Genomic DNA, 23,232 nt, shown 5'->3' on the forward strand with positions numbered 1-23,232 from the left:
CCCTGGCCGGGGCGGTCGTCGAGCAGGGAGCGGAGACCGAGGAGGGCGGTCGTGGTGAGGGCGGTGAGGAGCAGGAAGAGGACGAGTGCGGTCATGGCAGGAATCCTGCTCTGCGTAAGATCCTGCCGCGAGTGGCAGAGATGTCACTGATGCTCGATTTCCTGCCACTGCTCGTGAGAGGCTGTCCCCGTGCTCACCAACGTCGCCGCCCTCGTCTACGACGGGGTCGCCCCCTTCGAGCTCGGCGTGCTCTGCGAGGCCTTCGGCCTGGACCGGGCCGACGACGGCGTGCCCGTGCTCGACTTCGCGGTCTGCGGCGTCCGCCCCGGCCCGGTGGAGACGGACATGGGTTTCGCCATCGACGTCCGGCGCGACCTGGGGCGGGTGGCGGAGGCCGACCTCGTCTGCGTGCCCGCCCAGCCCCGCGGCGAGGCGCCGCCGGAGATCATCGCGGCGCTGCAGGCCGCCCACGAGCGCGGTGCGCGCCTGCTGTCGGTGTGCTCGGGGGCCTTCACGCTGGGCGCCGCGGGCCTCCTCGACGGCCGGGAGTGCACGACGCACTGGCGCTACACCGCCCGCCTGGCCGGCCAGTTCCCGCTGGCCACCGTCGTGCCCGAGGTGCTCTACGTGGACAGCGGGCAGGTGGTGACGAGCGCGGGCACCGCCGCCGGGATCGACGCGGCGCTGCACGTGTGGCGCCAGGAGCACGGGTCCTCGGTCGCCAACGTGATCGCCCGCCGGATGGTGGTCCCGCCGCAGCGCGACGGCGGCCAGGCCCAGTTCATCGCGCGCGCGGTGCCCGAGTGCGACGCCGACACGCTCGGCCCCCTGCTGGCGTGGATGATGGAGAACCTGGACGCCGACCTGGGCGTCGAGACGCTGGCGCGGCGCGTCCACCTGGCTCCTCGGACCTTCGCCCGGCGCTTCCGCGAGGAGACCGGCACCACGCCCCACGTGTGGGTGACGGCGCAGCGGGTGCGCGCGGCCGAGGAGCTCCTTGAGCGCAGCGACCGCCCCGTGGACTGGATCGCCCGCGAGGTCGGGTTCGGCAACCCGGCCACCCTGCGCCACCACTTCACCCGGGTCCGGGGCCTGAGCCCTCAGGCGTACCGGCGACAGTTCGCCTGCTGAGAGGTGTCGCGGGCCTCAGGCCCGCACGACCTCGGCGTCGAGCCAGGCCGCGAGGTCGGCCAGCTCGGCGTCCACGTCCTCGCGCAGGGACGCGGGCCACGGCGCGTCCTCGTGCACGGCCCGGACGAGCAGGGTGCCCTCCAGTGGCAGGTGCTGGGCGTCGACCTTGCCCACGAGGTCCTCGCCGTGCAGGACCGGCAGGGCCCAGTAGCCCCAGCGGCGGGCCGAGGCCGGCTTGTACATCTCCAGCTGGTAGTCGAAGCCCCACAGCTCGGCCATGCGCTTGCGGTCCATGACGAGCCGGTCGAGCGGTGAGAGCAGCGCGGTGCGCGGCAGGAACGAGTCCGCGTGGGCGTCCAGGAGGGTGGGGTCCACGCGCCAGGTGCCGCGGACGCCCTCGATGCTCGCCGGCTCCCCGCTCGCCCCCACGTCGTGGGGCTCGCCGGGCGCGACGGCCGCCCGGGCGCGCGCGACCCCCAGTGCCGCGAGCCGCCGACGGGCCCGCTCGGCCAGCGCCTCGGCCGGCGGCACCGGCTCGTCGTCGGGGAGCACCCGCTCGGCGAGGTCCCAGAGCCGGTGCTGGCCCTGACGGCCGACCACGGCCACCTCGCCGCGGGCCGCCATGAGGTCGAGGAGGCGCAGCAGGGAGCGGTCGTCGTTCCAGCCGCTGGAGCGCCAGGGGCGGACGATCGCGCCCCTCGGGAGGTCGGGCGCGGCGAGCGGGCCGTCCTGCCGGAGGAGCTCGAGGGTCTCCAGCCGTGCGCCGTCGTTGTCCTCCACCCACGCGGCCAGCTCCTGCTGCCACGGCGAGAGCTCGCCGGTGCCCGGCCAGGCCGCCATCTCCGCGGTGTGGAGCCGCACGTCCTCGGCGGGGCGGGCGTACCCGCCGATCTCGACGAGCGCGCCTCCGGCCAGCAGGTCGTCCAGCTCCTCGCGGTCGTAGCCGCTGCCCAGCCTGCTCCAGAGCACCAGGTGCGCGCTGGGCGCCACGTGCCGGGTCGGGTCGAGCTGGAGGACGCCGAGGTGGCGCACCACCTCCAGGACGTCGCCGGGTCGTCGCCCGGTGAGGAGCTGGGCACGCACCGCGACGCGGCGCGCCTCGGCGCGGGAGAGGCGGTGGGCGGGCGGGGGAGGCACCCCGCCACCCTAGGCAGTCGCGCCGACAGGCCGCGCCCGTCGTGCCCGTCGTGCCCGAGTGGTGCGGCGCGCCTCAGGCGGCTGCGGTCCCCAGGCCGCGCCGCACGAGGTCGGCGTAGCGACCCGCCCGCAGGAGCAGCTCCTCGTGGGTGCCGACCTCGGCCACCCGCCCGTGGTCCAGGACGACGATCTGGTCGGCGTCGCGCACCGTGCTCAGCCGGTGGGCGATCGTGATGGTGGTGCGGCCGTGCGCCAGCCGGTCGAGCGCCTCCTGGACCTCGCGCTCGGTGGTGTTGTCCAGGGCGCTGGTCGCCTCGTCCAGGACGAGGACCCGGGGGTCGCGCAGCAGGGTCCTGGCGATGGCGAGCCGCTGTCGCTCGCCGCCGGAGAAGCGGTGGCCGCGGGAGCCGACCATGGTGTCGTAGCCGTCCGGCAGTGACGCGATGACGTCGTGGATGCGGGCCGCCCGGCAGGCCTCCTCGAGGTCGGCGTCGGTGGCCTCCGGGCGCGCGTGGCGGAGGTTCTCGGCGACGGTGGCGTGCAGCAGGTAGGTCTCCTGCGTGACGACGCCGACGGTGCGGGCGACGTCGGCCAAGGTCAGGTCGCGCAGGTCGATGCCGTCGACCCGGACGGCGCCGGAGGTCGGGTCGTGCAGGCGGGCGACGAGCGAGGCGAGCGTCGACTTGCCGCTGCCCGTCTCGCCGACCAGCGCCAGGGAGCCGCCGGCCGGCACGTGCAGCGTGACGTCGCGCAGGACGGGGGAGTCGCCGTAGGCGAAGGTGACGTGGTCGAGGTCGACCTCGCCGCGCGGCTCGCCGAGGGGCACCGGGTGCGCCGGGTCGTCGATCTCCACGGGCAGGTCCAGGTACTCGAAGAGGCGGCTGAACAGGGCCAGGGAGGCGGTGACGTCGACGCCGACGTTGAGCAGCTGGGCCAGCGGGCGGAACAGCTGGGACTGGAGCGCCACGAACGCCACGAGCGTCCCGATCGTCATCCCGCCGCTGGTGGCGGGGAACCCGGCGGCCAGGTACAGGGTCGCCGGCACGACCGCGAACACGACCGTCATGCTGGCCATCCGCCACCGCCCCGCCAGCTGAGAGCGGACCTCGAGGTCCACCAGGTCGGACGACGTGCGCCGGAAGCGCTCGGCGAGAGCAGGGCCGGCGCCGAGGGTCTTGGTGAGCTGCACCCCGCTCACGGAGAGTCCCTCCTCGACCTGGACGTGCAGGTCGGCCAGCTTCTTCTGGCGCGCCGTGGTCACCGCGTAGCGCAGCTTGGCGGTCTGCCGGGAGAGGATCACCGCCGGGGGCAGGACCACGAGGGTGACGAGGGCCAGCCGCCAGGAGAGCGCGAGCATCGCCACGATGGAGCCCACCACGATCGTCACGTTGGAGGCGATGGACGTGGCGGTCGACGTCACGACCGACTGCATGCTCCCGATGTCGTTGATGACCCGGGACTGGATCTCGCCCCCGCGGGTCCGGGTGAAGAAGCCCACGGACTGGCGCTGGAGGTGCGTGAACAGGTCGGAGCGGAGCCGGTGCATGACCTTCTGGCCCACGGCGGTGGAGATCCACGTCTGGCCGACGCCCAGGACCGCGGTGACGACCGCGACCAGGACCATGCCGAGCACGCACAGGAGCAGCAGGCGCACGTCGCCCGTCGGCAGGGCGTCGTCGATGACGGCACGCACCAGGAACGGCGAGGCCAGCGACGCCAGCGAGCTGGTGACGATGAGGACGACCACGAGGGCCAGGGCGGCACGGTGCGGACGGAAGAGCCCGGCCACCCGGCCGACGGAGACGGGGGAGGAGCGCAGCTGGTCGCGCGCCGCGCGCCGCTGCTCGGGGGTGCTGCCCATGCCGGGGCGGCCTCCGCCGCCCCCGGGGTGGCCTGCCATGCGACCACTCCTTCCTCTGCCGTACGGGTGTCGATCAGTTAGTGAGGTTACCTCACGATGAGGCAACCCGCATTCCCGCTAGAGTGTTCCCGTGCCCCACGCCGACAGCTCACAGGACCCGCGCGAGGCCGGTCACGTCCACCAGGAGACGACGGGGGACCTGCTCATGAGCGCGGCGCGCTCCCTGCGGCGCGCGGTGTGGCACTCGGCGGGGGAGTGGGACGTCGCGCCGGCCCAGGCCAAGGCGCTGGGGGTGGTCTGCCGCGAGGCGCCCGTGCGCATCTCCCGGCTCGCCGAGCGCCTGCACATCGCCCCGCGCTCGGCCACCGAGGTGGTCGACCACCTGCAGGAACGGGGGCTCGTGCTGCGCGAGCCCGACCCGGTGGATCGTCGCGCCACCTGCGTCGTGCCGACCGAGGAGGGTCGTCGGCTCCAGGCGTTGCTGGCAGAGTCCCGGCGCCAGGCCACGGAGGGCTACCTCGCCGTCCTGGACGACGAGGAGCGCGCCGTGCTGGACCGGCTCGTCCGACGCCTGGTGCTGGCCGAGCGGCCGGAACGCGCCTGAGCCCGCCGCGGTCTGATCCGGGCCGCACGCGCTCCTGACCTGCGCGGACGCGCGCGCCCCACGGGGGGTGGTCCGCGGGTGCTCGCGCGCCCTCTTGCGCCCCGGTGAATATGTCCGTACATTGAGGGATATAACCCCTCGGGGGGTTCCATTCAGGAGGAGCGAGGATGACCGAGCAGACGCTGGCCCGACTCGACCGGGGCGCGCCCCAGCCGCTGTGGGAGCAGCTCCAGGCCGATCTCAACCGGAGGCTGGAGCGGGGCGAGTTCGTCGACTCCTTCCCCGGCGAGATGCAGCTCGTCGCTGACTACGAGGTCAGCCGGCACACCGTCCGCGCCGCGCTCCGGGCGCTGCGCGAGACGGGCGTCATCGAGTCCGCTCGCGGCCGCCAGCCCCGTGTCGCCGCCCCCCGGATCACCCAGTCGCAGGGCACCCTCTACAGCCTCTTCGCCTCGGTGGAGTCGACCGGGCACCGGCAGCGCTCGGTCGTCCGCCGCCTCGAGGTCTTCGCGGACGGCGTGGTCGCCAGCCGCCTCGGCCTGGAGGAGTCCTCGCCGCTCGTCTACCTCGAGCGCGTGCGGATGATGGACGACGAGCCCCTGGCGCTGGACCGGGTGTGGCTGCCCGCCGAGGTCGCCGCGCCGCTGCTCACCGTCGACCTCTCCGCCACCTCGCTCTACGGGGCCCTCGAGGCCCACTGCGGCATCCGCCTCACCGGCGGCACCGAGCAGGTCCGCGCCGTCGTCCCGACGTCGGCCGAGCGCCGCACCCTCGGCATCGGCGCCGACGTCGCTGCCCTGCACCTCGAGCGCGTCGGCACGAGCCTCGGCCGCCTCGTCGAGCTCCGTCGGACCCTCGTCCGGGGCGACCGCTACGCCCTGGTCACCGACCTGGCGAGCCCGGACCGCGTCCAGGTCACCGCCGAGTCCTGACGCGCCGCACCCCCGGACCACCCCGCACGCCCACCCCGCGACAGACCCAGGAGACCGCCATGACCACCGCCGTCCGCACCGTCGACGTCCACGAAGCCCGTCGCCTCGCCGACCAGGGCGCCGTCCTGCTCGACGTCCGCGAGGACGACGAGTGGGCGCAGGCCCACATCGACGGCGCCACCCACGTCCCGCTGGGCACCCTCGACCCCGCCGCCGTGGGCCGCGACCGCCTCGTGGTGGCCGTGTGCCGCTCCGGCAACCGCTCCGGCCGCGCCGCGGAGGCCCTGGCCGGTGCCGGCGTCGACGTCGTCAACATGACCGGCGGCGTCCTGGCCTGGGCCGAGGCCGGCCTGCCGCTCGTCGTCGCGGGGGAGTGAACGAGTCGTGGAGCTCCTCCTGCTCGCCGGGCTGGGCCTGGCCATCGGCCTCGTCCTCGGCGGCCTCGGCGGTGGCGGTGGAGTCCTCACGGTCCCCGCGCTCGTCCTGGTCGTCGGCCAGTCCGCCGTGCAGGCGACCGCCAGCAGCCTCGTCGTCGTCGGGGTCGCGGCCGTCGTGGGCGCCCTCGGGCACGCCCGCGCCGGGCGGGTCCGCTGGGGCACCGCACTGGGCCTCGGCGTGGCCGGGCTCCCGACGGCCTGGGTCGGCGCGCAGCTGAGCCACGCGGTCCCCGAGCCGGTGCTGCTCCTCGCCTTCTCGGGCCTCATGGTCGTGGCCGCGGCGGCGATGGTCCGCGGCTGCCCCTCCTGCATCGAGATCGACCCCGAGAAGGCGCCCACCCCGCGCCTCCCGGCCCTCCCGTCCCTGCGGCGTCGCTACCGCGACGCCCGCCCCGCCCCCACCTCGCCCGCGGTCCGTCCGACCGTCGCGGCCGCCGGCACCCCTGTCGCCGGTGGCCAGGCAGCCGGCCGGGCGGGGGTCCTCGTGGCCGCCCGCACCGCCGTGTCCGGCGAGATCGCCGACCGGGCCCCCGCGGGCACCGGTCGCGGCCTGGCCGCGGCCGGCGCGGTCGGCCTCGCCGTCGGCCTGCTCACCGGGTTCCTCGGCGTGGGCGGCGGGTTCGTCGTCGTCCCGGCCCTCGTCATCGTGCTGCGCCTGCCCATGTCGGTGGCCGTCGGCACCTCGCTGGTGGTCGTGGCGCTGAACTCCGCCAGCTCGCTGCTGGCCCGCCTCGGCAGCCTCGAGATCGACTGGGCGGTCGTCGTCCCCTTCTCCCTCGCGGCCGTCGCCGGGGTCCTCCTCGGCCGGCGCGTCGCCGACCGCCTGCCCGCCGCCCGCCTGCGGCATGGCTTCGCCGCACTCCTCGTGCTGGTCGCCGCCGCCACCGCCGTCTCCACCGTCGTCTGAGTACCACCAGCTCCCCACGCCAGCACCGCACCGCACCGCACCACGCACTCCGACCGGCCCGCGTCACGGGCCCCGCCCGATGAAAGGTTCCGCCATGTACTTCGCCCAGCACTACCTCGACTGCCTGTCCCAGGCCTCCTACCTCGTCGGGGACGAGGCCTCGGGCCAGGCCGTCGTCGTCGACCCCCGCCGTGACGTCGCCGAGTACGTCGAGGACGCGGCCGCCCACGGCCTGCGGATCGTGGGCGTCATCAACACCCACTTCCACGCCGACTTCCTCGCCGGCCACCTGGAGATGGCCGAGGCGACCGGCGCGTGGATCGGCTACGGCGACCGGGCGGAGACCGACTACGACATCCGCTCCTTCGCCGACGGCGAGCGGGTCGAGCTGGGCGGGCCGGACGGGGTGACCCTCGAGATCATGCACACGCCGGGCCACACGCCCGAGTCGATCAGCGTCCTGGTCTACGAGCACGGCACCGACGAGACGCCCTACGGCGCCCTCACCGGTGACGCCCTCTTCATCGGCGACGTGGGCCGGCCCGACCTCCTGGCCTCCTTCGGCGTCACCGCTCGCGAGCTCGGCGGGATGCTCTACGACTCCGTGCAGCACAAGCTGATGGGCCTGCCCGACGAGGTCCGGGTCTTCCCGGCCCACGGCGCCGGCTCGGCCTGCGGCAAGAACCTCTCCACCGAGACGCAGTCCACCATCGGGGAGCAGCGCCGCTTCAACTACGCGTGCCAGCCGATGGACGAGCAGACCTTCGTCGACATCGTCACCGCCGGGCAGCCCTCCGCCCCGGAGTACTTCGGCTACGACGCCACCCTCAACCGCCGTCAGCACGCCACGTACGACGAGTCGGCCGCCGCCGAGCTGACGTTCGCCCAGGCCACCGAGGCCACGGCCGGCGGCGCCGTCCTCCTGGACACGCGCGAGCAGTCCGAGTTCGCGGCCGGCCACCTGCGCGGGTCCGTGTCGGTCCCGCTCGACGGTCGCTTCGCCGAGACCGCCGGCATGCTGCTGAAGCCGCACGACGAGATCGTCGTGGTCGCCCCGGAGGGGCACGAGGCCGAGGCCGTCACCCGGCTGGCCCGGATCGGCTTCGACGGCGTCGTCGGCCACCTCGCGGACATCGAGGAGGTGCTCACGCAGGCCGAGGGCGTGTGCGTGGGCCACGCGAGCCGCCTCACCCCGGCCCAGCTCGACGAGGTCCTGGCCGACGAGGCCCGCGACGTCGTGCTCGTCGACGTCCGCAACGCCGGTGAGGTCGAGGCCGGTGGCGTCGAGGGCGCGCTGAACATCCCGCTGGCCGAGCTGCGCCGCCGCGTCGACGAGGTCCCGCGCGACAAGGCCGTCGTGGTCTACTGCGCGGGGGGCTGGCGGTCCTCGGTCGCCGCCTCCTACCTGCGCAGCGAGGGGTTCACCGACGTCTCCGACATCCTGGGCGGGTTCAACGCGGTGGACGCCATGCGCGCCGCCGAGGCCTGAGCGACACCCTCCCCCTCAGCCCACCCGACGAGACCAGAGCCAGGAGCAGCCCTGCCCGCCGACCTGCCGCCCGAGCACGACCGCCTGCGCCCCGGCGACCACGTGGGCGCAGGCGTGCCGGACCACGTGCCGTTCACCGTCCACGGGCGGGGCGGGCCGCACGGGCGGCTGCGCCTGCGGCCGCGGACACCGCGGATCGTCCTGCTCGTGCCGCTCCTGGCGCTGGTCTACGCGGTGGCGCTGGTCGCGGTCGCGCTCTCCACGCGGGCCTGACGCCACTCCTGCACCAGGAGCGCGTAGCCGTAGCCGTCGAGCCAGCCCCGGGTCCGGTGCAGCGAGTCGGCGCGGCCGTGCAGCTCCCGACGCATCCCGACCCGCTCCATGAGCCGCCACGAGGCGGTGTTGTCGGCGAAGCAGCTCGCGGTCACCCGCCGGGCGCCCAGGTCCTCGAACGCGACGGCCAGTGCCGCGGTCACGGCCTCCGTGGCCAGGCCGCGCCCCTGCTCGGCGGGGTGGAGCGTCCAGCCGAGCTCCACCTCGCAGCCCTCCGCCTGCTCGCGGACCTCCGCCTGCGCCCAGCCGTCGCGGACGGCGAGCATGAGGTCGCCCAGCACCCTCCCGTCCCCGACGTCCGCCACCACGAGCTTGGAGCGGATGCGCTCGGGCCGCAGGAACCGCTCGAGGTACTCCTCGCGGCGCGTCGAGGCCCAGCCGATCCACTCCGTGACCTCGGGCAGGCGACGGAACGCCCAGGTGGCGTCGGCGTCGGCCGGCGTCTCCGGCCGCAGGAGGAGCCGCGGCGTGCGCAGCGGCCACGGGCGGCAGCCGTGCAGGGTCGTGGGAGGCCCGGGGGACCGGCGGGTCGGCTGGGGGGAGCTCATCGGCCGATCGTGGCACTGCCCCGGGCCGCGCGCCCGGGCCTTTGTGCCGTCTCGCCCCGGCCACGCGATTCCGCACCCGCGACCGTGAGCACCTAGGCTGACTCCTCGTGAAGACGTTCGAGCAGCTGTGGGACGAGCTGAGCGAGAAGGCCCAGACCCGGCCCGAGGGCTCGGGCACCGTGCGCGAGCTGGACGCCGGCGTGCACTTCATCGGCAAGAAGCTGGTGGAGGAGGCCGCCGAGTCGTGGATGGCCGCCGAGCACGAGGGCAACGCCCGCGCCGCCGAGGAGATCAGCCAGCTCCTCTACCACGCGCAGTGCCTGATGCTGGCCTCCGGCATCAGCCTCGACGACGTCTACGCGCACCTCTGAGCTCGGAAGGCCCCCGACCATGACCCTGCTCCGCGTCGCCGTCCCCAACAAGGGCGCCCTCTCGCAGGCGGCCTCCGACATCCTCCGCGAGGGCGGCTACCGCCAGCGCGAGGACTCCAAGCAGCTCACGCTCGTGGACGCCGAGAACGGCGTCGAGTTCTTCTACCTGCGCCCGCGCGACATCGCGCTGTACGTCGGCGAGGGCACGCTGGACGTCGGGATCACCGGCCGTGACCTGCTCTCCGACTCCGGCGCCAAGGCCGAGGAGGTGCGCGGGCTCGGCTTCGGGCGCAGCACCTTCCGCTTCGCGGGGCCGGCCGGTCGCTACACCGACCTGTCCCAGCTCGCCGGGCTGCGGATCGCCACGTCCTACACCGGCGTCGTGGAGGCCTTCCTCCAGCGGCGCGGCATCGAGGCGTCCGTGACCCGCCTGGACGGTGCGGTCGAGACCTCGATCCAGCTCGGCGTGGCCGACGTGATCGCCGACGTCGTGGAGACCGGCTCGACCCTGCGTCGTGCCGGGCTGGAGGTCTTCGGGGACACGATCCTCGAGTCCGAGGCCGTCCTGATCACGCGCACCGGCGACGTCCCGTCCGGCTTCGAGGTCTTCCAGCGACGCATCGAGGGCGTCCTGGTCGCGCGCAGCTACGTGATGATGGACTACGACATCCCCACCGACCGCCTGCCGGAGGCCGTGCGGCTCACCCCGGGCTTCGAGTCCCCGACCGTGGCCCCGCTGCACCGCGAGGGCTGGTCGGCGGTGCGCGTGATGGTGCCCCGCGACGGCTCCCAGCGGCTCATGGACGAGCTCTACCAGGTGGGTGCCCGCGGCATCCTCCTCACCGGCATCCATGCCTGCCGACTCTGACCGCGACCACGCGGCGCCCGACGTCGACGGGCTGGGCCCGACGCTGCCGCACACCTGGCGACCGCTGGGCGTGCGCATCATGGCCTGGGCGCTGAGCATCTGCTTCGGCGTGGTGTTCGCCTTCGCCTGGTTCACGCTCTCCCCGGAGGTGCGGGCCGAGTTCAAGCTGCGGCACTTCATCACCCTGGTGCTGCTGGTCGCCGGCGGCTGGGCGACGCTCTACGCGGTCGTCCGGTGCAAGGTCACCGCCTACCGCGACAAGGTCGTCATCGTGAACGGCTACCGCCGCCGCGAGTACGCGTGGGCCCAGGTCGTGGCGGTGTCCATGCCGCCGGGCGCTCCGTGGGTCACCCTCGACCTCTCCGACGGCTCCAGCGTGGGCGCGCTGGCCATCCAGGGCGCGGACGGCCGCCGCGCGGTCGAGGCCGTGCAGCAGCTGCGCGCGCTGGCCACCGAGCTCACCCGCTGAGCCCACCCGCTGAGCCCACCCGCTGAGCCCACCCGCTGAGCCTGCCCCGAAGGGGCGGGGCCCCTGCGGTCAGTCGACCGCGCGGATGCCCCAGGCGGCGGTGTGCTCGTCGCCGTCGGTGCCGGCGGGGGACAGGACGACGAGGTCGGTGCCCGAGTTGAGCGCGTCCGGCGGGGCCGACATGGGCTCGATCGCCAGCGACCGGCGGGCGGTCGCGGGCACGTCGTCGGCGGTGTAGAGCAGCAGGCAGGAGTAGCCGGCGTCCACCCACAGGGAGACACCCTGACCGGTGGCCGGGTCGAGCAGGGTCGCCGTGGCCACGCCGCGCTCGTCGCGGTCGAGGTCGGTGAAGGTGTCGTTGAGGACGGTCTTCTTCAGCGGCCGCGACAGGCGGAAGTCGAACTCGGTGCCCTCCACGGGCTCGCTGCCGTGCGGCAGCAGCCGCTCGGGGTCCACCAGGTAGCGCGTCGCCCCGGGGAAGGTGAGCTCCAGGGTGTCCACGGGGCCGTCGCCCACGCACACGTAGGGGTGCGACCCCACGGCGTACGGCGCCCGGGCGCCGGACATGTTCGTCGCGGTCTGGGTGACGGTGAGGCCGTCGGCGGACAGGTCGTAGACGACGTGCAGGTCCAGCGTCCACGGGTAGCCGGTCTGGGCCATGAGCCGGTACTGCAGCGAGACGGAGTGAGCGGTGTGCTCCTCCACGCTCCACGCCACCCAGCGCGCCAGCCCGTGCGAGGCGTTGCCGCGCTTGGGCTCGGTGAGCGGCAGCTGCTGGGTCGTCCCCTCGAACGTGTAGCGGCCGTCGCGGGTGCGGTTGGGCCACGGGACCAGCTGCTGGCCACGACCGCCCGCGGACATCTCGTCCTCGCCGAACCCGTCGACGAGCGGGCGTCCCCCGTGCTCGAGGAGACGCAGCGCGCCACCGGACTCGGTGATGACGGCGCGGTAGCCGCCGGCCGCGATCTCGAACTGTTCGCCACTGGGGGGAAGCATGCGGCACAGCGTAGGACCGGGCGGGGCACCGCACGGGGTGAAAGCCCAGCCCTCGGACGCCGCGGTCCGGATGCGGGCCGAAAGTCCCGCCTCAGCCCTCGGCGGCGCCGCCCACCAGCACCGGCGGCGTCGCCCCGGTCCCGTCCACGAGGACGTCGGCCCGACCGCGCGTGCCCTCCTCGGCGTAGAGGGCCGCCTCGTGGCCCGCCCACGTGTCCCACCAGGGTTCGAAGGTCTCGCCGTCGCGCGCCAGGCCGCGCGCGTGCCGCTCCTCCACGGGTGCGTCGAGCCAGGCCAGGAGCGTCAGCAGGGGAGCGGTCGCGCGCACCCCCGACCCGACGCCCTCGAGGACGAGCAGGTCCGTCGGCGGCACCTCCACGTCCTCGGCCCAGGCCGACTCGAACCAGTCCCAGCGCCGGTAGACCCCGGCGCGGCCCTCCGTGAGCGGCCGCAGCAGCGTGGCGAGCTGCGTGCGGACGTGCGGGAGGCCGGACCAGCCCTCGTACAGGTCGTCCATGTGCACCTGCCGGCAGGCGAGGCCGGCGGCCTCCGCCTGCGCCGCCAGCGCGCGGGACAGCGTGGTCTTCCCGGAGCCCGAGGGCCCGTCGAGCGCCACGACGCGCGTGCTCCCGGCGCGCGGGCCCCGCGCGAGCGCGAGCTCGAGCAGGGTCCTGGCGACCGCGTCGGGCGCGCCCGGGGTCGATCCGCCGGGCCCGGGCGCCGCGGTGCTCAGCTGATCCCCCGGCGGCGCAGGAGGGCCTCGATCTCGTCCAGGTCGTCGTCGCCGGAGGCGGCCGGCGCGCCGGCGGGGCTCGGGGGCGCGGACTGCGAGGACCGCGGGCGGCCCGCCCCGACGGCGGGGGCACCGCCGGACCTCGCCCGGGCGAGCTCGCGCGCGCGGAGCCGGTTCGAGGCGAGCAGCAGCAGGACGGCCACGCCGGCCAGCACGATCCCGACCCACACGGTCGGCACGAGGACGAGCGTGAGGACCCAGTCGAGCACCGCGTCCACGATCCGCGTGAACATCCGCAGCGTGCGCGTGAGGTAGGCGGCGGGCACGAGGAGCGTGAGCCCGGCGAGCCGCAGGCCCGCCGCGAGCCCCCGGCGCCGCCACGCGAACCAGGTGCCCAGGCCACCGAGCACGGTGAGGGCGGTGCACAGGGCCAGCCAGGCGACGTCGTCCACGACCGCCAGCCTGCCACAGCGCCGGCTCCCGGAGTGGGAGTCACGGCCCTCGTGCGCGACGATGGGGCGCGTGGTCGATCCCTACCGTCCCCACGTCGACGCCGACGGCAAGCGCACCTGGTCCTTCCCCGTGCAGGGCGACGGCCGTGCGCTCGAGGCGCCCGCCTTCCCCGACGACGACGGCAGCGCGGACGCCGGCCTGGCCGCCGCGCTCGCCGGCCGAGCCGCGTCCGCGGGTGACCGGGCGGCGGCGGGGGAGGCCTACCTGGCGTGCCTGGACGCGCTGACCCGGGCCCGGCTGCTGGTGCCCGTGGTGGCCGTGCTCGGCGAGGTCGACGTGAGCCCCGACGGGCTGCGCGTGGAGAAGGACAGCGACATGGCCGCCGTCCTGCTCACCGGGGCCGACGGCCGCACCGCCCTGCTCGCCTTCAGCTCCGCCGCCACCATGGCGGCCTGGGACGCGGCGGCCCGCCCCGTCGGCGTGCCCGCCCGCGTGGCAGCCGAGGCCGCCCTGGCCGAGGGCGCCTCGGCGCTGGTGCTGGACCTCGCCGGCCCGCACCGGCTGGTGGTCGAGGGCGACGACCTCGGGGCGCTGGCCTCGGGGTGGACACTGGCACGGGTCGGCGAGGGGCCCTCGGCTACCGTGGGCTGGGTCCGGCCTGCCTGACCGCCGCCCCCGGCCGTCCCTGTTCCGTCCCCTGTGCGGGGCGCCCACCGCGCCGATTGGTCGTCACGGGAAGAACTGCGTAGTCTCTCCTGTTGACCGATCAGTCCTCGGTGTGCGCAGGGCTCCGCAAGGGGCAGGGCGAGCAGCGAGGGCCGATCCCACAAGCGGGGACCATGCACGATCGTCTCCCACCCGCATCGGCCGCCACAGGTCGTCGGGTCCGGTCGCCGGGAGCCCGGCACGCCCTCGCGAGAGGGTGCGTCGAGACGTCCCGGAGTGAGACTGCTCCTCCCCGAGGTGCCGTGTCGTGACTGGCTTCCGCTTGGACCAAGCGGAAGCCTTCGTCGTTTTCGGGCCGCGGCCCACGGCGACGGAGACAGGCCAGCACCCGACTCCCAGGAGGACACATCAGCACCGAGCTTCGAATCAACGACCGGATCCGCGTCGCGGAGGTCCGACTCGTTGGCCCCAACGGTGAGACCGTCGGCATCGTGCCGACGGCCGACGCGCTGCGCCTCGCGCAGGAGGCCGACCTGGACCTCGTCGAGGTCGCCCCCATGGCGCGTCCGCCGGTGTGCAAGCTCATGGACTACGGGAAGTTCAAGTACGAGAACGCCCAGAAGGCCCGTGAGGCCCGCCGGAACCAGACCAACGTGGTCATCAAGGAGATGAAGCTCCGGCCCAAGATCGACGCGCACGACTACGAGACCAAGAAGGGTCACGTGGTGCGCTTCCTCAAGGCCGGCGACAAGGTCAAGATCACGATCATGTTCCGCGGTCGCGAGCAGCACCGCCCCGAGCTCGGGTTCCGGCTGCTCCAGCGTCTCGCGGAGGACGTGGACGACCTGGGCTTCGTGGAGTCCTCGCCCAAGCAGGACGGCCGCAACATGATCATGGTCCTGGGTCCGCACAAGAAGAAGGCGGAGGCCAAGGCCGAGGTCAAGGCGGCGAAGACCGCCCGGGCCGCGGAGCGCGCCGCCGACGAGGCCGAGGAGAAGGCCGAGCGCACCGCCGCGAACGCGGCGCGCGTGCCGAACGAGGCCAAGAAGCGCGGGCCCTCCGAGAACCTCGACCCCGACGTCGACATCTGATCCACCCCTGACGCCCTCCCGGCGGCGGGCCCCTCGCGGGCCGGCCGCCGGCACGAGCTGAGAAGAAGAGAGAGCACGATGCCCAAGAACAAGACCCACTCCGGGACCAAGAAGCGGTTCAAGGTCACCGGCAGCGGCAAGGTCCGCCGCCTCCAGGCCCACCGCAAGTCGGGCGCTGCGTTCGCGTCGTCCCCGACCACCGGCAGCCGCAAGAAGCACCGCCGCAACGCCGGCGAGGTCGACGTCGACAAGGCCGACGTCAAGCGCGTCAAGAAGCTGCTCGGCATCTGAGCCTCACTGACCCCCTGACAACAAGCACCAAGGAGTAAACATGGCACGCGTCAAGCGGGCAGTGAACGCCCAGAAGAAGCGCCGGGTCGTCCTCGAGCGCGCCAGCGGTTACCGCGGGCAGCGCTCGCGCCTCTACCGCAAGGCGAAGGAGCAGGTCACCCACTCGCTCGTCTACAGCTACAACGACCGCCGCAAGAACAAGGGCAACTTCCGTCGTCTGTGGATCCAGCGCATCAACGCCGCGGCTCGCGCCGAGGGCATGACCTACAACCGGTTCATCCAGGGCCTCGGCCTCGCCGGTGTCGAGGTCGACCGCAAGATCCTCGCCGACCTCGCCGTCAACGACCCGGCCGCCTTCTCGGCGCTGGTCGCGACCGCGAAGGCCGCCCTCCCCGAGGACGTCAACGCGCCCAAGGCCTCGGCCTGAACGCAGACGCCTCGCACGGTGCGCCCTCCGCGCACCAGCAGGCACCCCTGAGCGCGGCCAACCGCCGCGTGAAGGACGCACGCAGGCTCAGCCGCCGCTCGGAGCGATCCGAGCGGCGGCTGTTCCTCGCTGACGGCCCGAAGGCCGTCGAGGGTGCGCTGGAGCGGGACGGCTGCCTCGTCGAGGTCTTCGCCGCGCCCGAGGCGCACCTCGCCCACCCCCACCTCCTCGCCGCCTGCGAGGCGGCCGGCGTCCCGTGGACGCTCGTCGAGCATCGGGGGATCGAGGCGCTCTCGGACGCCGTCAGCCCCGCCGGCGTGGTGGGCGTCTGCCGTCTCCTCGACCGGCCGCTGGCCGACGTCCTGACGCCCCCCGTCGGGCAGGAACGCCGGCTGGTCGCCCTCTGCGCCGACGTGCGCGACCCCGGCAACGCCGGGACCGTCGTGCGGTGCGCGGACGCCGCGGGCGCGGACGCCGTCGTGCTCGCGGGCTCGTCGGTCGACCTGCACAACCCCAAGACCGTGCGCGCGTCCGTCGGCTCCGTCTTCCACCTTCCGGTGGCCCTCGAGCCGGACCCGCTCGCCGCCGTGCGCGCCGCCCAGGCGGCGGGGCTGACCGTGCTGGCCGCCGACGGCGCCGGTGAGGTGGACCTCTTCGAGGCCGACGAGCTGCTCGCGCGGCCGACGGCGTGGCTCTTCGGCAACGAGGCCTGGGGCCTGCCCGAGGAGCTGGCCGCCGCGGCCGACCACCGGGTCTCGATCCCGATCCACGGCCGCGCCGAGTCGCTCAACCTCGCGACCGCCGCCGCGCTCTGCCTCTACGCGAGCGCCCGCGCGCAGCGGGCCTGAGGTTCCGACCTCCCTGGCCGACCCCTGGCCCTGGCCTCCCGGGTGCTCGCGGCCCCGCGCGCGGACGCCTAGGGTCGGGGCGTGCCCCCGGACGACCTGGACCTGCTGCCCGACGGTGTCGTCCTCGCGGACGGGGACGGGCGCGTCCGCCGGGTCTCCGTCGTGGCCGCCCGGATGCTCGGGACGGAACCGGACGCCGCGGTGGGCCGGCCGCTGGCGGACGTCCTGACGCTCCTGGACCAGCGCGGCTGCGCGTGGTCGGAGGTGAACCGCCCCTTCGCCGGCCTGCGCACGCGCACGGCCGTGCCCGAGCAGTCTTGGTTGCTCCCGGACGGCGGCGAGGTCCTCGTGACGGCGCGGCTGCACCGCGCGGAGCGGGGCGGGCCGGTGACCGCCGCGGCGGTGAGCCTGCGCTCGGCGAGGGGACGCGAGCGGCTCGACCGGGAGCGCTCGGACCTCGTCGCCACCGTCGCGCACGAGCTCCGCTCCCCGCTGACCGGGGTGAAGGGCTTCGTCACCGCGCTCCTCAACCGCTGGGACAAGCTCCAGGACGAGCAGAAGAAGCTCATGCTCACCACCGTCGCCTCCGACGCGGACCGGCTCAGCCGGCTCATCGTCGAGCTCCTGGACGTCGCACGGATCGACACGGGGCGCCTGCAGCTCTCGCCCCGCCCGACCGACCCGGCGGTCATCGCCGAGCGGGTGGTGGCGTCGGTGGCCGCCGCCACCTCGCGCGCCGTGGTCCTGGAGAGCGTCCCCGCCTCCGACGGGAGCCTGCCGAGGCTGCACGCCGACCCCGACAAGCTGACGCAGGTGCTGACGAACCTCGTGGAGAACGGGGTCCGGCACGGCGAGGGCACAGTCCTGGTCCGCCTCAGCGTGCCGGACCCCGGCCACGTCCTGCTCGAGGTCAGCGACGAGGGCGAGGGGATCGCCCCCGAGATGCGCGCCCGGGTCTTCACGAAGTTCTGGACCTCGGGCGTGCGGGGCGGCTCCGGGCTCGGCCTCTACATCGTCCACGGCCTGGTGCGCGCCCACGGGGGCACCGTCACCCTCGGCACCGCCCCGGGGGGCGGTGCGCTGGTGAGCATCACGTGGCCGGTGGAGCAGACCTACTGAGCCGGCCCCGCCCAGCGGGGGTCGCGGCCGAAGAAGGCCACGAGCCGCAGCAGCGGGTCGGCGTCCTCGGGGACGTCGACGGCGTCGTCGAACGGGACGCCCGCGGGCCGGTCGGAGGCCGGGATCGCCCGGGTGACCACGGCCAGGGCCGCCTCCACCGCGGCGGGGTCGACGTGCAGCTCGTCGAGCCGGCCCAGCGCGACCGCCAGGTCCCACCCGTGCGTCCCGAGCTCGCTCACGTAGGTGGTGAGCGCGGCGGGCGCGGGCATCGTCGCGGCCGGGTGGTGGACCAGCCCCTCGAGCACGGCCGGGTCCGCGAGCGCCTCGCCGAGCACGACCCGTCCGGCGGCCCAGGCGGCGCGCCAGACGTCCGGGTCGGCCGGGTCCTCGACCTCCACGACCGAGGGGACCTCGAACGGCCTGCCGCCGCGCATGATGTGCGCGACCCGGTGCTCGACGGCCACGAAGTGGGCGAGGAGGTCGGCCACGGTCCAGCCGGCGCACGGGGTGGGGCGGCCCAGGTCGTCGGCGGTGAGGGTCTCGAGGAGCGGGGTGACGGCGTCGGCGGTCGCCAGGAGCCGGGGGCGGGGGTCGGGGAGCTGCTGCGTCTGGGTCATGACTCCACTCTGCGACACAAAGACGACACCTGCTGTCAGGTTTTCCTGGGAGAGTCGTCCTGTGCGCGCCGACCGTCTCCTGCAGCTCCTCCACCTGCTCCAGCGCCACGGCCGCCTGCCCGCGCGGCGCCTGGCCGAGCTCCTCGAGTGCTCCGAGCGCACGGTGCTGCGGGACATGGAGGCGCTCTCGGCGGCCGGCGTCCCGGTCTACCTCCAGCGGGGGCGCGGCGGCGGGTGCGTCCTCATGGAGGGCTACCGCACCGACCTCTCCGGGCTGACCACGGGCGAGGCGCAGGCGCTGCTCACCTGGAACGGGCGGGACGCGGCGCGCGAGCTGGGCCTCGGCGCCGAGCTCGGCACCGCCCTGACGAAGCTCGCCGCGACCGTCCCGGCGCCGGCACTGGCGGGCGCGGAGGCGCTGTCCGCGGTGCTGGTCGTGGACCGACGCCGGTGGTTCTCGGCGGTCGACGAGGTCCCGGTGCTCCCGGTGCTGCGCGAGGCGGCCGTCGCCGGCCGCCGGGTGCGGGTCCGCTACGCCACGCCCGGCGACGAGCGGCCCCGCACGCGCGTCCTGGACCCCTACGGCCTCGTCGAGAGCGGCGGGCGGTGGTACCTGCTGGCCGCGCAGCCGATCGCGGGGGCGGCGGGGGAGGCGGGGGAGACGGGGGAGACGGGGGAGACGGGGGAGACGGGGGAGACGGGGGAGGCCAGGGAGACGCAGGTCCGCAGCTTCCGCGTGTCCCGGGTCGAGGAGGTCGAGGTGCTGGACGAGCCGGCCGACCGCCCCGCCGACCTCGACCTCGCGGCGGAGTGGGAGGCGACCCGCCGACGCTTCGAGTCCGGGGACGACCAGCGGGTGCTGCTGGCGGTCGCCACCGACGTCGAGCAGGACGTCCGCCGCCTGCTGGGGTTCCAGGCGCTCCCGGGCACCGTGCGCGGGCGGGGGCGGACCGAGCACGTCGGCGGGCGGCCGCAGCCCGGCGTCCTGCTGGAGGCGGTGGTGCGGCACCGGCGCCAGGCCCTCGCGCTCGTCCTCGGTCTCGGCGGGGACGTGGAGCTCCTCGAGCCCGTCGCGCTGCGGGAGGCGCTCGTGCGGACGGGCACGGCGGCCCTCGCGGCGCACGCGGAGGTCTCCTCCCACGCCCACGCGGTCCACCCGGACGTCCGGCAGGGGTGACCGGTTCGCTCCCCGGCGGGCCACCTTCCTAGACTGACCTGGTTGTCCCGCCACCTGCTTCGAAAGGCTGCCATGTCGGGCCCGAACACCGAGTACGACCCCGTCGAGGTCACCCCGCTGCAGGCCGAGGAGGTCGAGGCCGCGCGCGACGCGGCGCTGGCCGCCATCGCCGGGGCGAGCGACCTCGAGGCGCTCAAGCAGGTCCGGCTGGACCACGCCGGGGACCGCTCCCCGCTGGCCCTGGCCAACCGGGAGATCGGCGCCCTGCCGCCGCAGGCCCGCAAGGAGGCCGGCCAGCGGGTCGGCCAGGCGCGCGGTGCGGTGAACAAGGCCCTCGCGGCTCGCACCGAGGTGCTCGAGGCCGAGCACGAGGAGCGGATGCTCATCGAGGAGACGGTCGACGTCACCCTCCCGACCGACCGCGTGCCGACCGGCGGGCGGCACCCGCTGACGACCGGCGCCGAGCTCATCGCGGACATCTTCGTCTCGATGGGCTGGGAGATCGCCGAGGGCCCGCTCATCGAGGCCGAGTGGCTCAACTTCGACGCCCTCAACCTGGGCCCGGACCACCCGGCCCGCACGATGCAGGACACGTTCTGGACCGAGCCGGCGGAGAACCACGTCGTGCTGCGCACCCAGACGAGCCCCGTGCAGGCCCGGACGATGCTCACCCGGAAGCCGCCGATCTACGTCGCCTGCCCCGGTCGCGTGTTCCGCACCGACGAGTACGACGCCACGCACAGCCCGATGTTCCACCAGGTCGAGGGCCTCGTCGTGGACGAGGGCATCTCCATGGCGCACCTCAAGGGCACGCTCGACCACTTCGCCGCCCGGATGTTCGGCGAGGGCATCGACACGCGCTTCCGCCCGTCCTACTTCCCCTTCACCGAGCCGAGCGCCGAGGTCGACCTGCGCTGCTTCGTGTGCCGCGGCGTCGACAGCGACGCCTGCCGCACGTGCCGGGGCGAGGGCTGGATCGAGTGGGGCGGCTGCGGCGTCGTGAACCCGCGCGTCCTCGTCGCCTGCGGCGTGGACCCGGAGACCTACACCGGCTTCGCGTTCGGCATGGGCATCGACCGCTCGCTCATGTTCCGCCACGGCATCACCGACCTGCGCTCGTTCTTCGAGGGCGACGTCCGCTTCACCCCCGCGTTCGGAACGGAGCTCTGAGCACCAGATGAAGGCCCCCGTCAGCTGGATCCGCGAGTACGTGGACCTGCCCGCCGAGGTCACCACCGAGGCCCTCACCGACAAGCTCACGCTGCTCGGTCTCAAGCTCGAGGCGATCGAGAGCCCCGGCGCGGCCATCACCGGCCCGCTCGTGGTCGGCCGTGTCCTGACGCAGGACAAGGAGCCGCAGAAGAACGGCAAGACCATCAACTGGTGCACCGTCGACGTCGGTGACGCCAACGGCACCGGCGAGCCCCAGGGCATCGTCTGCGGCGCCCACAACTTCGGCCCGGGCGACCTGGTCTGCGTGGTCCTGCCCGGGGGCGTGCTGCCGGGCGGCTTCGCGATCTCCGCGCGCAAGACCTACGGCCACGTCTCCGCGGGCATGATCTGCTCCGCCGCCGAGCTCGGCCTGCCCGAGGACGCCTTCGGTGGCGCCGGCGGCATCATCGTGCTGCCCGCCGACACCGCGCTGCAGCCCGGCTCCGACGTCCGCCCGCTCCTGGGCCTGGACGAGGAGATCATCGAGTTCGAGGTGAACCCCGACCGCGCCTACGGCCTGTCCCTGCGCGGCATCGCCCGGGACGCCGCGCTGGGCTTCTCCGCCCCGTTCTCCGACCCGTGCGACCGGGTCCTGCCCGCCGCCGACGACGCGGGTCACCCCGTCGTCGTCGAGGACGAGGCCGGCTGCCCGGTCTTCGTCGCCCGCACCGTCGCCGGGTTCGACCCCACGGCCGAGACCCCCGACTGGATGGCCTCGCGCCTCACCGCCGCGGGCATGCGGCCCATCAGCCTGGCCGTCGACGTCACCAACTACGTGATGCTCGAGACAGGCCGGCCGATCCACGGCTACGACGCCGAGAAGGTGGCGGGCGCGCTGCGCGTGCGCCGGGCCACGGTGGGCGAGAAGCTCACCACCCTCGACGGGACGGCGCGGGTGCTCTCCGAGCAGGACCTCGTCATCGCGGACGACTCGGGCCCGATCGGCCTGGCCGGCGTCATGGGTGGCGAGACGACCGAGATGTCCGCCTCCACCACGCGGGTGCTCGTCGAGTCCGCGCACTGGGAGCCGGTGTCGATGTTCCGCACCGGCAAGCGCCACAAGATCTCCTCCGAGGCCGGCAAGCGCAACGAGCGCGGTGCCGACCCGGCGTCCTGCGAGGCCGCCGCGGACCGCGTGGTCGAGCTCCTCTGCGAGCTGGGCGGCGCCACCGCCGAGCCGGGCGTGACCGTGGTGGGCTCGGTGCCCGCGCCGTCCGCCATCACCATCGCCGCCGACCTGCCGCAGCGCGTGGCGGGCCTGCCGATCGACACCGCCACCGCGGTGGCGGCCCTCGAGGGCGTCGGGTGCACGGTCACGCTGGTCGCCGAGGTGGGCGAGGACGGCGTGCCGACCAACCGCCTCGTCGCCGTCCCGCCGACCTGGCGCCCGGACGTCACCGACCCCTTCGACCTCGTCGAGGAGGTGCTCCGCGTCGTCGGCTACGACCAGGTGCCCTCCGTCCTCCCGCGCGAGGCGGCCGGCCGCGGGCTCACCCGCAGCCAGCGCCTGCGTCGCCGTGTCGGCCGCACCCTGGCCGGGGCAGGCCTGTCCGAGGTCGTGTGCTTCCCGTTCGTCGGCCAGGCGGCCTTCGACAAGCTCGGGCTCGAGGCGGACGACCCGCGGCGCAGCACCGTGCGCCTGGCGAACCCGCTCTCGAACGAGGAGCCGGAGTACACCACCACGCTGCTGCCGAACCTGCTCGGCACGGCCGCCCGCAACGTCGCCCGGGGTGCCGCCGGGGCCGCGGTCTTCGAGACCGCCACCGTGGCGATCCCGCGCGAGGGCGCCGGCCCCGCCCCGATCTACCCGACGCACACCCGGCCCACCGAGGCCGAGGTGGAGCAGCTGTTCGCGGCCCTGCCCGCCCAGCCGCTGCACCTGGGTGTCGTGCTGGCCGGCGAGCGCGAGCGCGCCGGCTGGTGGGGCGAGGGACGCGCGGCCGACTGGGCCGACGCGATCGCCGTGGCGCGCCGCCTGGCCACCGAGCTCGGCGTCGACCTGGAGGTCGTGGCCAGCGTGCGTCAGCCGTGGCACCCGGGCCGCTGCGCAGCCCTGCGGGTGGGAGGTCGCACCCTCGGCCACGCCGGCGAGCTGCACCCGCGCGTGGTCAAGGCCTTCGACCTCCCGGCCCGTGCGGCCGCCCTGGAGCTGGACCTGGACGCGCTGATGGCCGCCGCACCGGAGCGCGCCGTGCCGCCGACCCTGTCGACCTACCCGGTCGCCAAGGAGGACGTGGCGCTGGTCGTGGCCGAGGACGTCCCGGCGGCCCAGGTCGAGGCCGCGCTGCGCGAGGGGGCGGGTGAGCTGCTGGAGTCGATCCGGCTCTTCGACGTCTACCGCAGCGAGCAGCTGGGCTCCGACCGGAAGTCCCTGGCCTTCGCGCTGCGCCTGCGCGCGGGCGACCGCACGCTCACCGACGACGAGGTCAAGGGCGCCCGCGACGGCGCTGTGGCGCTCGCCGCGGAGCGCTGTGGTGCCACCCAGCGCTGAGACGCGCCCCGCAGCCCGTCGCCG

26 protein-coding genes are annotated in these 23,232 nt (G+C 74.8%); 19 read left to right on the forward strand and 7 right to left on the reverse strand.

The window, feature by feature from the left end:
- Positions 1-189 precede the first annotated feature (189 nt).
- Positions 190-1,131 carry a helix-turn-helix domain-containing protein gene (locus E8D37_RS19190; RefSeq protein ID WP_136570467.1) on the forward strand — a complete coding sequence of 314 codons (942 nt, stop codon included), beginning with the start codon at positions 190-192 and terminating at the stop codon, positions 1,129-1,131.
- Positions 1,132-1,146: 15 nt separating this feature from the next.
- Here E8D37_RS19190 and E8D37_RS19195 read toward each other — a convergent pair whose 3' ends face one another.
- Both E8D37_RS19195 and E8D37_RS19200 read right to left on the reverse strand, forming a co-directional pair.
- Entirely contained in the window at positions 1,147-2,268 is a 1,122-nt protein-coding gene (locus E8D37_RS19195; RefSeq protein ID WP_136570468.1) for a crosslink repair DNA glycosylase YcaQ family protein, read from the reverse strand.
- A 73-nt stretch (positions 2,269-2,341) separates the two neighbouring features.
- Complete coding sequence (locus tag E8D37_RS19200; RefSeq protein WP_136570469.1) at positions 2,342-4,168, reverse strand: ABC transporter ATP-binding protein; 1,827 nt, start codon at positions 4,166-4,168, stop codon at positions 2,342-2,344.
- A 91-nt stretch (positions 4,169-4,259) separates the two neighbouring features.
- Here E8D37_RS19200 and E8D37_RS19205 point away from each other — a divergent pair, with 91 nt between their 5' ends.
- The 6 genes from E8D37_RS19205 to E8D37_RS20035 all read left to right on the forward strand — a co-directional run bounded on the left by E8D37_RS19205 (position 4,260) and on the right by E8D37_RS20035 (position 8,771).
- Entirely contained in the window at positions 4,260-4,733 is a 474-nt protein-coding gene (locus tag E8D37_RS19205; protein ID WP_276606498.1) for a MarR family transcriptional regulator, read from the forward strand.
- Positions 4,734-4,900: 167 nt separating this feature from the next.
- Entirely contained in the window at positions 4,901-5,665 is a 765-nt protein-coding gene (locus E8D37_RS19210) for a GntR family transcriptional regulator (protein WP_136570470.1), read from the forward strand.
- Positions 5,666-5,724: 59 nt separating this feature from the next.
- Complete coding sequence (locus E8D37_RS19215; protein ID WP_136570471.1) at positions 5,725-6,042, forward strand: rhodanese-like domain-containing protein; 318 nt, start codon at positions 5,725-5,727, stop codon at positions 6,040-6,042.
- Positions 6,043-6,049: 7 nt separating this feature from the next.
- A complete protein-coding gene (locus tag E8D37_RS19220) occupies positions 6,050-7,009 on the forward strand; it encodes a sulfite exporter TauE/SafE family protein (protein WP_136570472.1) in 960 nt (319 codons plus the stop codon).
- Between the two features lie 94 nt (positions 7,010-7,103).
- Entirely contained in the window at positions 7,104-8,498 is a 1,395-nt protein-coding gene (locus tag E8D37_RS19225; RefSeq protein WP_136570473.1) for a rhodanese-like domain-containing protein, read from the forward strand.
- 114 nt (positions 8,499-8,612) lie between these two features.
- Positions 8,613-8,771, forward strand: a complete 159-nt coding sequence (locus tag E8D37_RS20035) for a hypothetical protein (RefSeq protein WP_168929762.1) — start codon at positions 8,613-8,615, stop codon at positions 8,769-8,771.
- On the opposite strand, the gene E8D37_RS19230 is transcribed toward E8D37_RS20035, so the two are convergent.
- The gene (locus E8D37_RS19230) at positions 8,726-9,379 is read right to left on the reverse strand and encodes a GNAT family protein (protein ID WP_136570474.1); all 654 of its coding nucleotides are present in this window, start codon (positions 9,377-9,379) and stop codon (positions 8,726-8,728) included. The two genes, E8D37_RS20035 and E8D37_RS19230, sit on opposite strands and share 46 nt — an antisense overlap.
- A 107-nt stretch (positions 9,380-9,486) precedes the next feature.
- On the opposite strand from E8D37_RS19230, the gene E8D37_RS19235 reads away from it, so the two are divergent.
- The 3 genes from E8D37_RS19235 to E8D37_RS19245 are packed head-to-tail and all read left to right on the forward strand — an operon-like array spanning position 9,487 to position 11,087.
- Positions 9,487-9,750 (forward strand): phosphoribosyl-ATP diphosphatase, encoded by a 264-nt coding sequence (locus E8D37_RS19235; RefSeq protein WP_136570475.1) that lies wholly within the window; start codon positions 9,487-9,489, stop codon positions 9,748-9,750.
- Positions 9,751-9,769: 19 nt separating this feature from the next.
- Entirely contained in the window at positions 9,770-10,618 is an 849-nt protein-coding gene (gene hisG / locus E8D37_RS19240; protein WP_136570476.1) for an ATP phosphoribosyltransferase, read from the forward strand.
- Entirely contained in the window at positions 10,602-11,087 is a 486-nt protein-coding gene (locus tag E8D37_RS19245; protein WP_136570477.1) for a PH domain-containing protein, read from the forward strand. The genes hisG and E8D37_RS19245 overlap by 17 nt, the downstream gene beginning before the upstream one ends.
- 69 nt (positions 11,088-11,156) lie before the next feature.
- Here the strand turns inward: E8D37_RS19245 and E8D37_RS19250 are convergent, their stop codons facing one another.
- From E8D37_RS19250 to E8D37_RS19260, 3 genes are all read right to left on the reverse strand, one after another.
- Positions 11,157-12,083: an aldose 1-epimerase family protein gene (locus E8D37_RS19250; RefSeq protein WP_136570478.1), complete on the reverse strand. Its 927-nt coding sequence runs from the start codon at positions 12,081-12,083 to the stop codon at positions 11,157-11,159.
- A 91-nt stretch (positions 12,084-12,174) separates the two neighbouring features.
- Entirely contained in the window at positions 12,175-12,699 is a 525-nt protein-coding gene (locus tag E8D37_RS19255) for a (d)CMP kinase (protein WP_240770449.1), read from the reverse strand.
- A gap of 113 nt (positions 12,700-12,812) precedes the next feature.
- Positions 12,813-13,268: a cellulose synthase gene (locus E8D37_RS19260; RefSeq protein WP_136570479.1), complete on the reverse strand. Its 456-nt coding sequence runs from the start codon at positions 13,266-13,268 to the stop codon at positions 12,813-12,815.
- 70 nt (positions 13,269-13,338) lie between these two features.
- On the opposite strand from E8D37_RS19260, the gene E8D37_RS19265 reads away from it, so the two are divergent.
- The 6 genes from E8D37_RS19265 to E8D37_RS19290 all read left to right on the forward strand — a co-directional run bounded on the left by E8D37_RS19265 (position 13,339) and on the right by E8D37_RS19290 (position 17,711).
- Positions 13,339-13,935 carry an SseB family protein gene (locus E8D37_RS19265; RefSeq protein WP_240770450.1) on the forward strand — a complete coding sequence of 199 codons (597 nt, stop codon included), beginning with the start codon at positions 13,339-13,341 and terminating at the stop codon, positions 13,933-13,935.
- Between the two features lie 425 nt (positions 13,936-14,360).
- Positions 14,361-15,026 (forward strand): translation initiation factor IF-3, encoded by a 666-nt coding sequence (gene infC / locus E8D37_RS19270; RefSeq protein ID WP_346763596.1) that lies wholly within the window; start codon positions 14,361-14,363, stop codon positions 15,024-15,026.
- 78 nt (positions 15,027-15,104) lie between these two features.
- On the forward strand, positions 15,105-15,317 hold the full coding sequence (locus E8D37_RS19275) for a 50S ribosomal protein L35 (protein WP_136570481.1): 213 nt from the start codon (positions 15,105-15,107) through the stop codon (positions 15,315-15,317).
- Positions 15,318-15,357: 40 nt separating this feature from the next.
- Positions 15,358-15,744: a 50S ribosomal protein L20 gene (gene rplT / locus E8D37_RS19280; RefSeq protein ID WP_136570482.1), complete on the forward strand. Its 387-nt coding sequence runs from the start codon at positions 15,358-15,360 to the stop codon at positions 15,742-15,744.
- A gap of 68 nt (positions 15,745-15,812) precedes the next feature.
- Positions 15,813-16,592 (forward strand): RNA methyltransferase, encoded by a 780-nt coding sequence (locus tag E8D37_RS19285; protein WP_240770451.1) that lies wholly within the window; start codon positions 15,813-15,815, stop codon positions 16,590-16,592.
- Between the two features lie 81 nt (positions 16,593-16,673).
- Positions 16,674-17,711, forward strand: coding sequence for a HAMP domain-containing sensor histidine kinase (locus E8D37_RS19290; protein ID WP_136570483.1), 1,038 nt, complete (start codon positions 16,674-16,676; stop codon positions 17,709-17,711).
- Here E8D37_RS19290 and E8D37_RS19295 read toward each other — a convergent pair.
- Positions 17,705-18,328 carry a TIGR03086 family metal-binding protein gene (locus tag E8D37_RS19295; protein ID WP_168929763.1) on the reverse strand — a complete coding sequence of 208 codons (624 nt, stop codon included), beginning with the start codon at positions 18,326-18,328 and terminating at the stop codon, positions 17,705-17,707. The genes E8D37_RS19290 and E8D37_RS19295 overlap by 7 nt on opposite strands.
- A 61-nt stretch (positions 18,329-18,389) precedes the next feature.
- Between E8D37_RS19295 and E8D37_RS19300 the strand changes: the two genes are divergently transcribed.
- From E8D37_RS19300 to pheT, 3 genes are all read left to right on the forward strand, one after another.
- Positions 18,390-19,505, forward strand: a complete 1,116-nt coding sequence (locus tag E8D37_RS19300) for a WYL domain-containing protein (RefSeq protein WP_136570485.1) — start codon at positions 18,390-18,392, stop codon at positions 19,503-19,505.
- Positions 19,506-19,577: 72 nt separating this feature from the next.
- The gene (gene pheS, locus E8D37_RS19305) at positions 19,578-20,675 is read left to right on the forward strand and encodes a phenylalanine--tRNA ligase subunit alpha (protein ID WP_136570486.1); all 1,098 of its coding nucleotides are present in this window, start codon (positions 19,578-19,580) and stop codon (positions 20,673-20,675) included.
- Between the two features lie 7 nt (positions 20,676-20,682).
- On the forward strand, positions 20,683-23,208 hold the full coding sequence (gene pheT / locus E8D37_RS19310; RefSeq protein ID WP_136570487.1) for a phenylalanine--tRNA ligase subunit beta: 2,526 nt from the start codon (positions 20,683-20,685) through the stop codon (positions 23,206-23,208).
- Positions 23,209-23,232: the final 24 nt, after the last annotated feature.

It is taken from the genome of Nocardioides sp. GY 10127, assembly GCF_004919085.1.
Classification (GTDB): Bacteria; Actinomycetota; Actinomycetes; order Propionibacteriales; family Nocardioidaceae; genus Nocardioides.

Bases quoted from the DNA above. Each gene is read 5' to 3' on its own strand.
- E8D37_RS19275 (WP_136570481.1), top strand. From the start codon at position 15,105: ATGCCCAAGAACAAGACCCACTCCGGGACCAAGAAGCGGTTCAAGGTC.
- E8D37_RS19230 (WP_136570474.1), bottom strand. From the start codon at position 9,379: ATGAGCTCCCCCCAGCCGACCCGCCGGTCCCCCGGGCCTCCCACGACC.
- pheS (WP_136570486.1), top strand. From the start codon at position 19,578: ATGTCGGGCCCGAACACCGAGTACGACCCCGTCGAGGTCACCCCGCTG.
- pheT (WP_136570487.1), top strand. From the start codon at position 20,683: ATGAAGGCCCCCGTCAGCTGGATCCGCGAGTACGTGGACCTGCCCGCC.
- E8D37_RS19215 (WP_136570471.1), top strand. From the start codon at position 5,725: ATGACCACCGCCGTCCGCACCGTCGACGTCCACGAAGCCCGTCGCCTC.
- E8D37_RS19250 (WP_136570478.1), bottom strand. From the start codon at position 12,083: ATGCTTCCCCCCAGTGGCGAACAGTTCGAGATCGCGGCCGGCGGCTAC.
- hisG (WP_136570476.1), top strand. From the start codon at position 9,770: ATGACCCTGCTCCGCGTCGCCGTCCCCAACAAGGGCGCCCTCTCGCAG.
- E8D37_RS19225 (WP_136570473.1), top strand. From the start codon at position 7,104: ATGTACTTCGCCCAGCACTACCTCGACTGCCTGTCCCAGGCCTCCTAC.
- E8D37_RS19245 (WP_136570477.1), top strand. From the start codon at position 10,602: ATGCCTGCCGACTCTGACCGCGACCACGCGGCGCCCGACGTCGACGGG.
- E8D37_RS19295 (WP_168929763.1), bottom strand. From the start codon at position 18,328: ATGACCCAGACGCAGCAGCTCCCCGACCCCCGCCCCCGGCTCCTGGCG.
- E8D37_RS19210 (WP_136570470.1), top strand. From the start codon at position 4,901: ATGACCGAGCAGACGCTGGCCCGACTCGACCGGGGCGCGCCCCAGCCG.
- E8D37_RS19200 (WP_136570469.1), bottom strand. From the start codon at position 4,168: ATGGCAGGCCACCCCGGGGGCGGCGGAGGCCGCCCCGGCATGGGCAGC.
- rplT (WP_136570482.1), top strand. From the start codon at position 15,358: ATGGCACGCGTCAAGCGGGCAGTGAACGCCCAGAAGAAGCGCCGGGTC.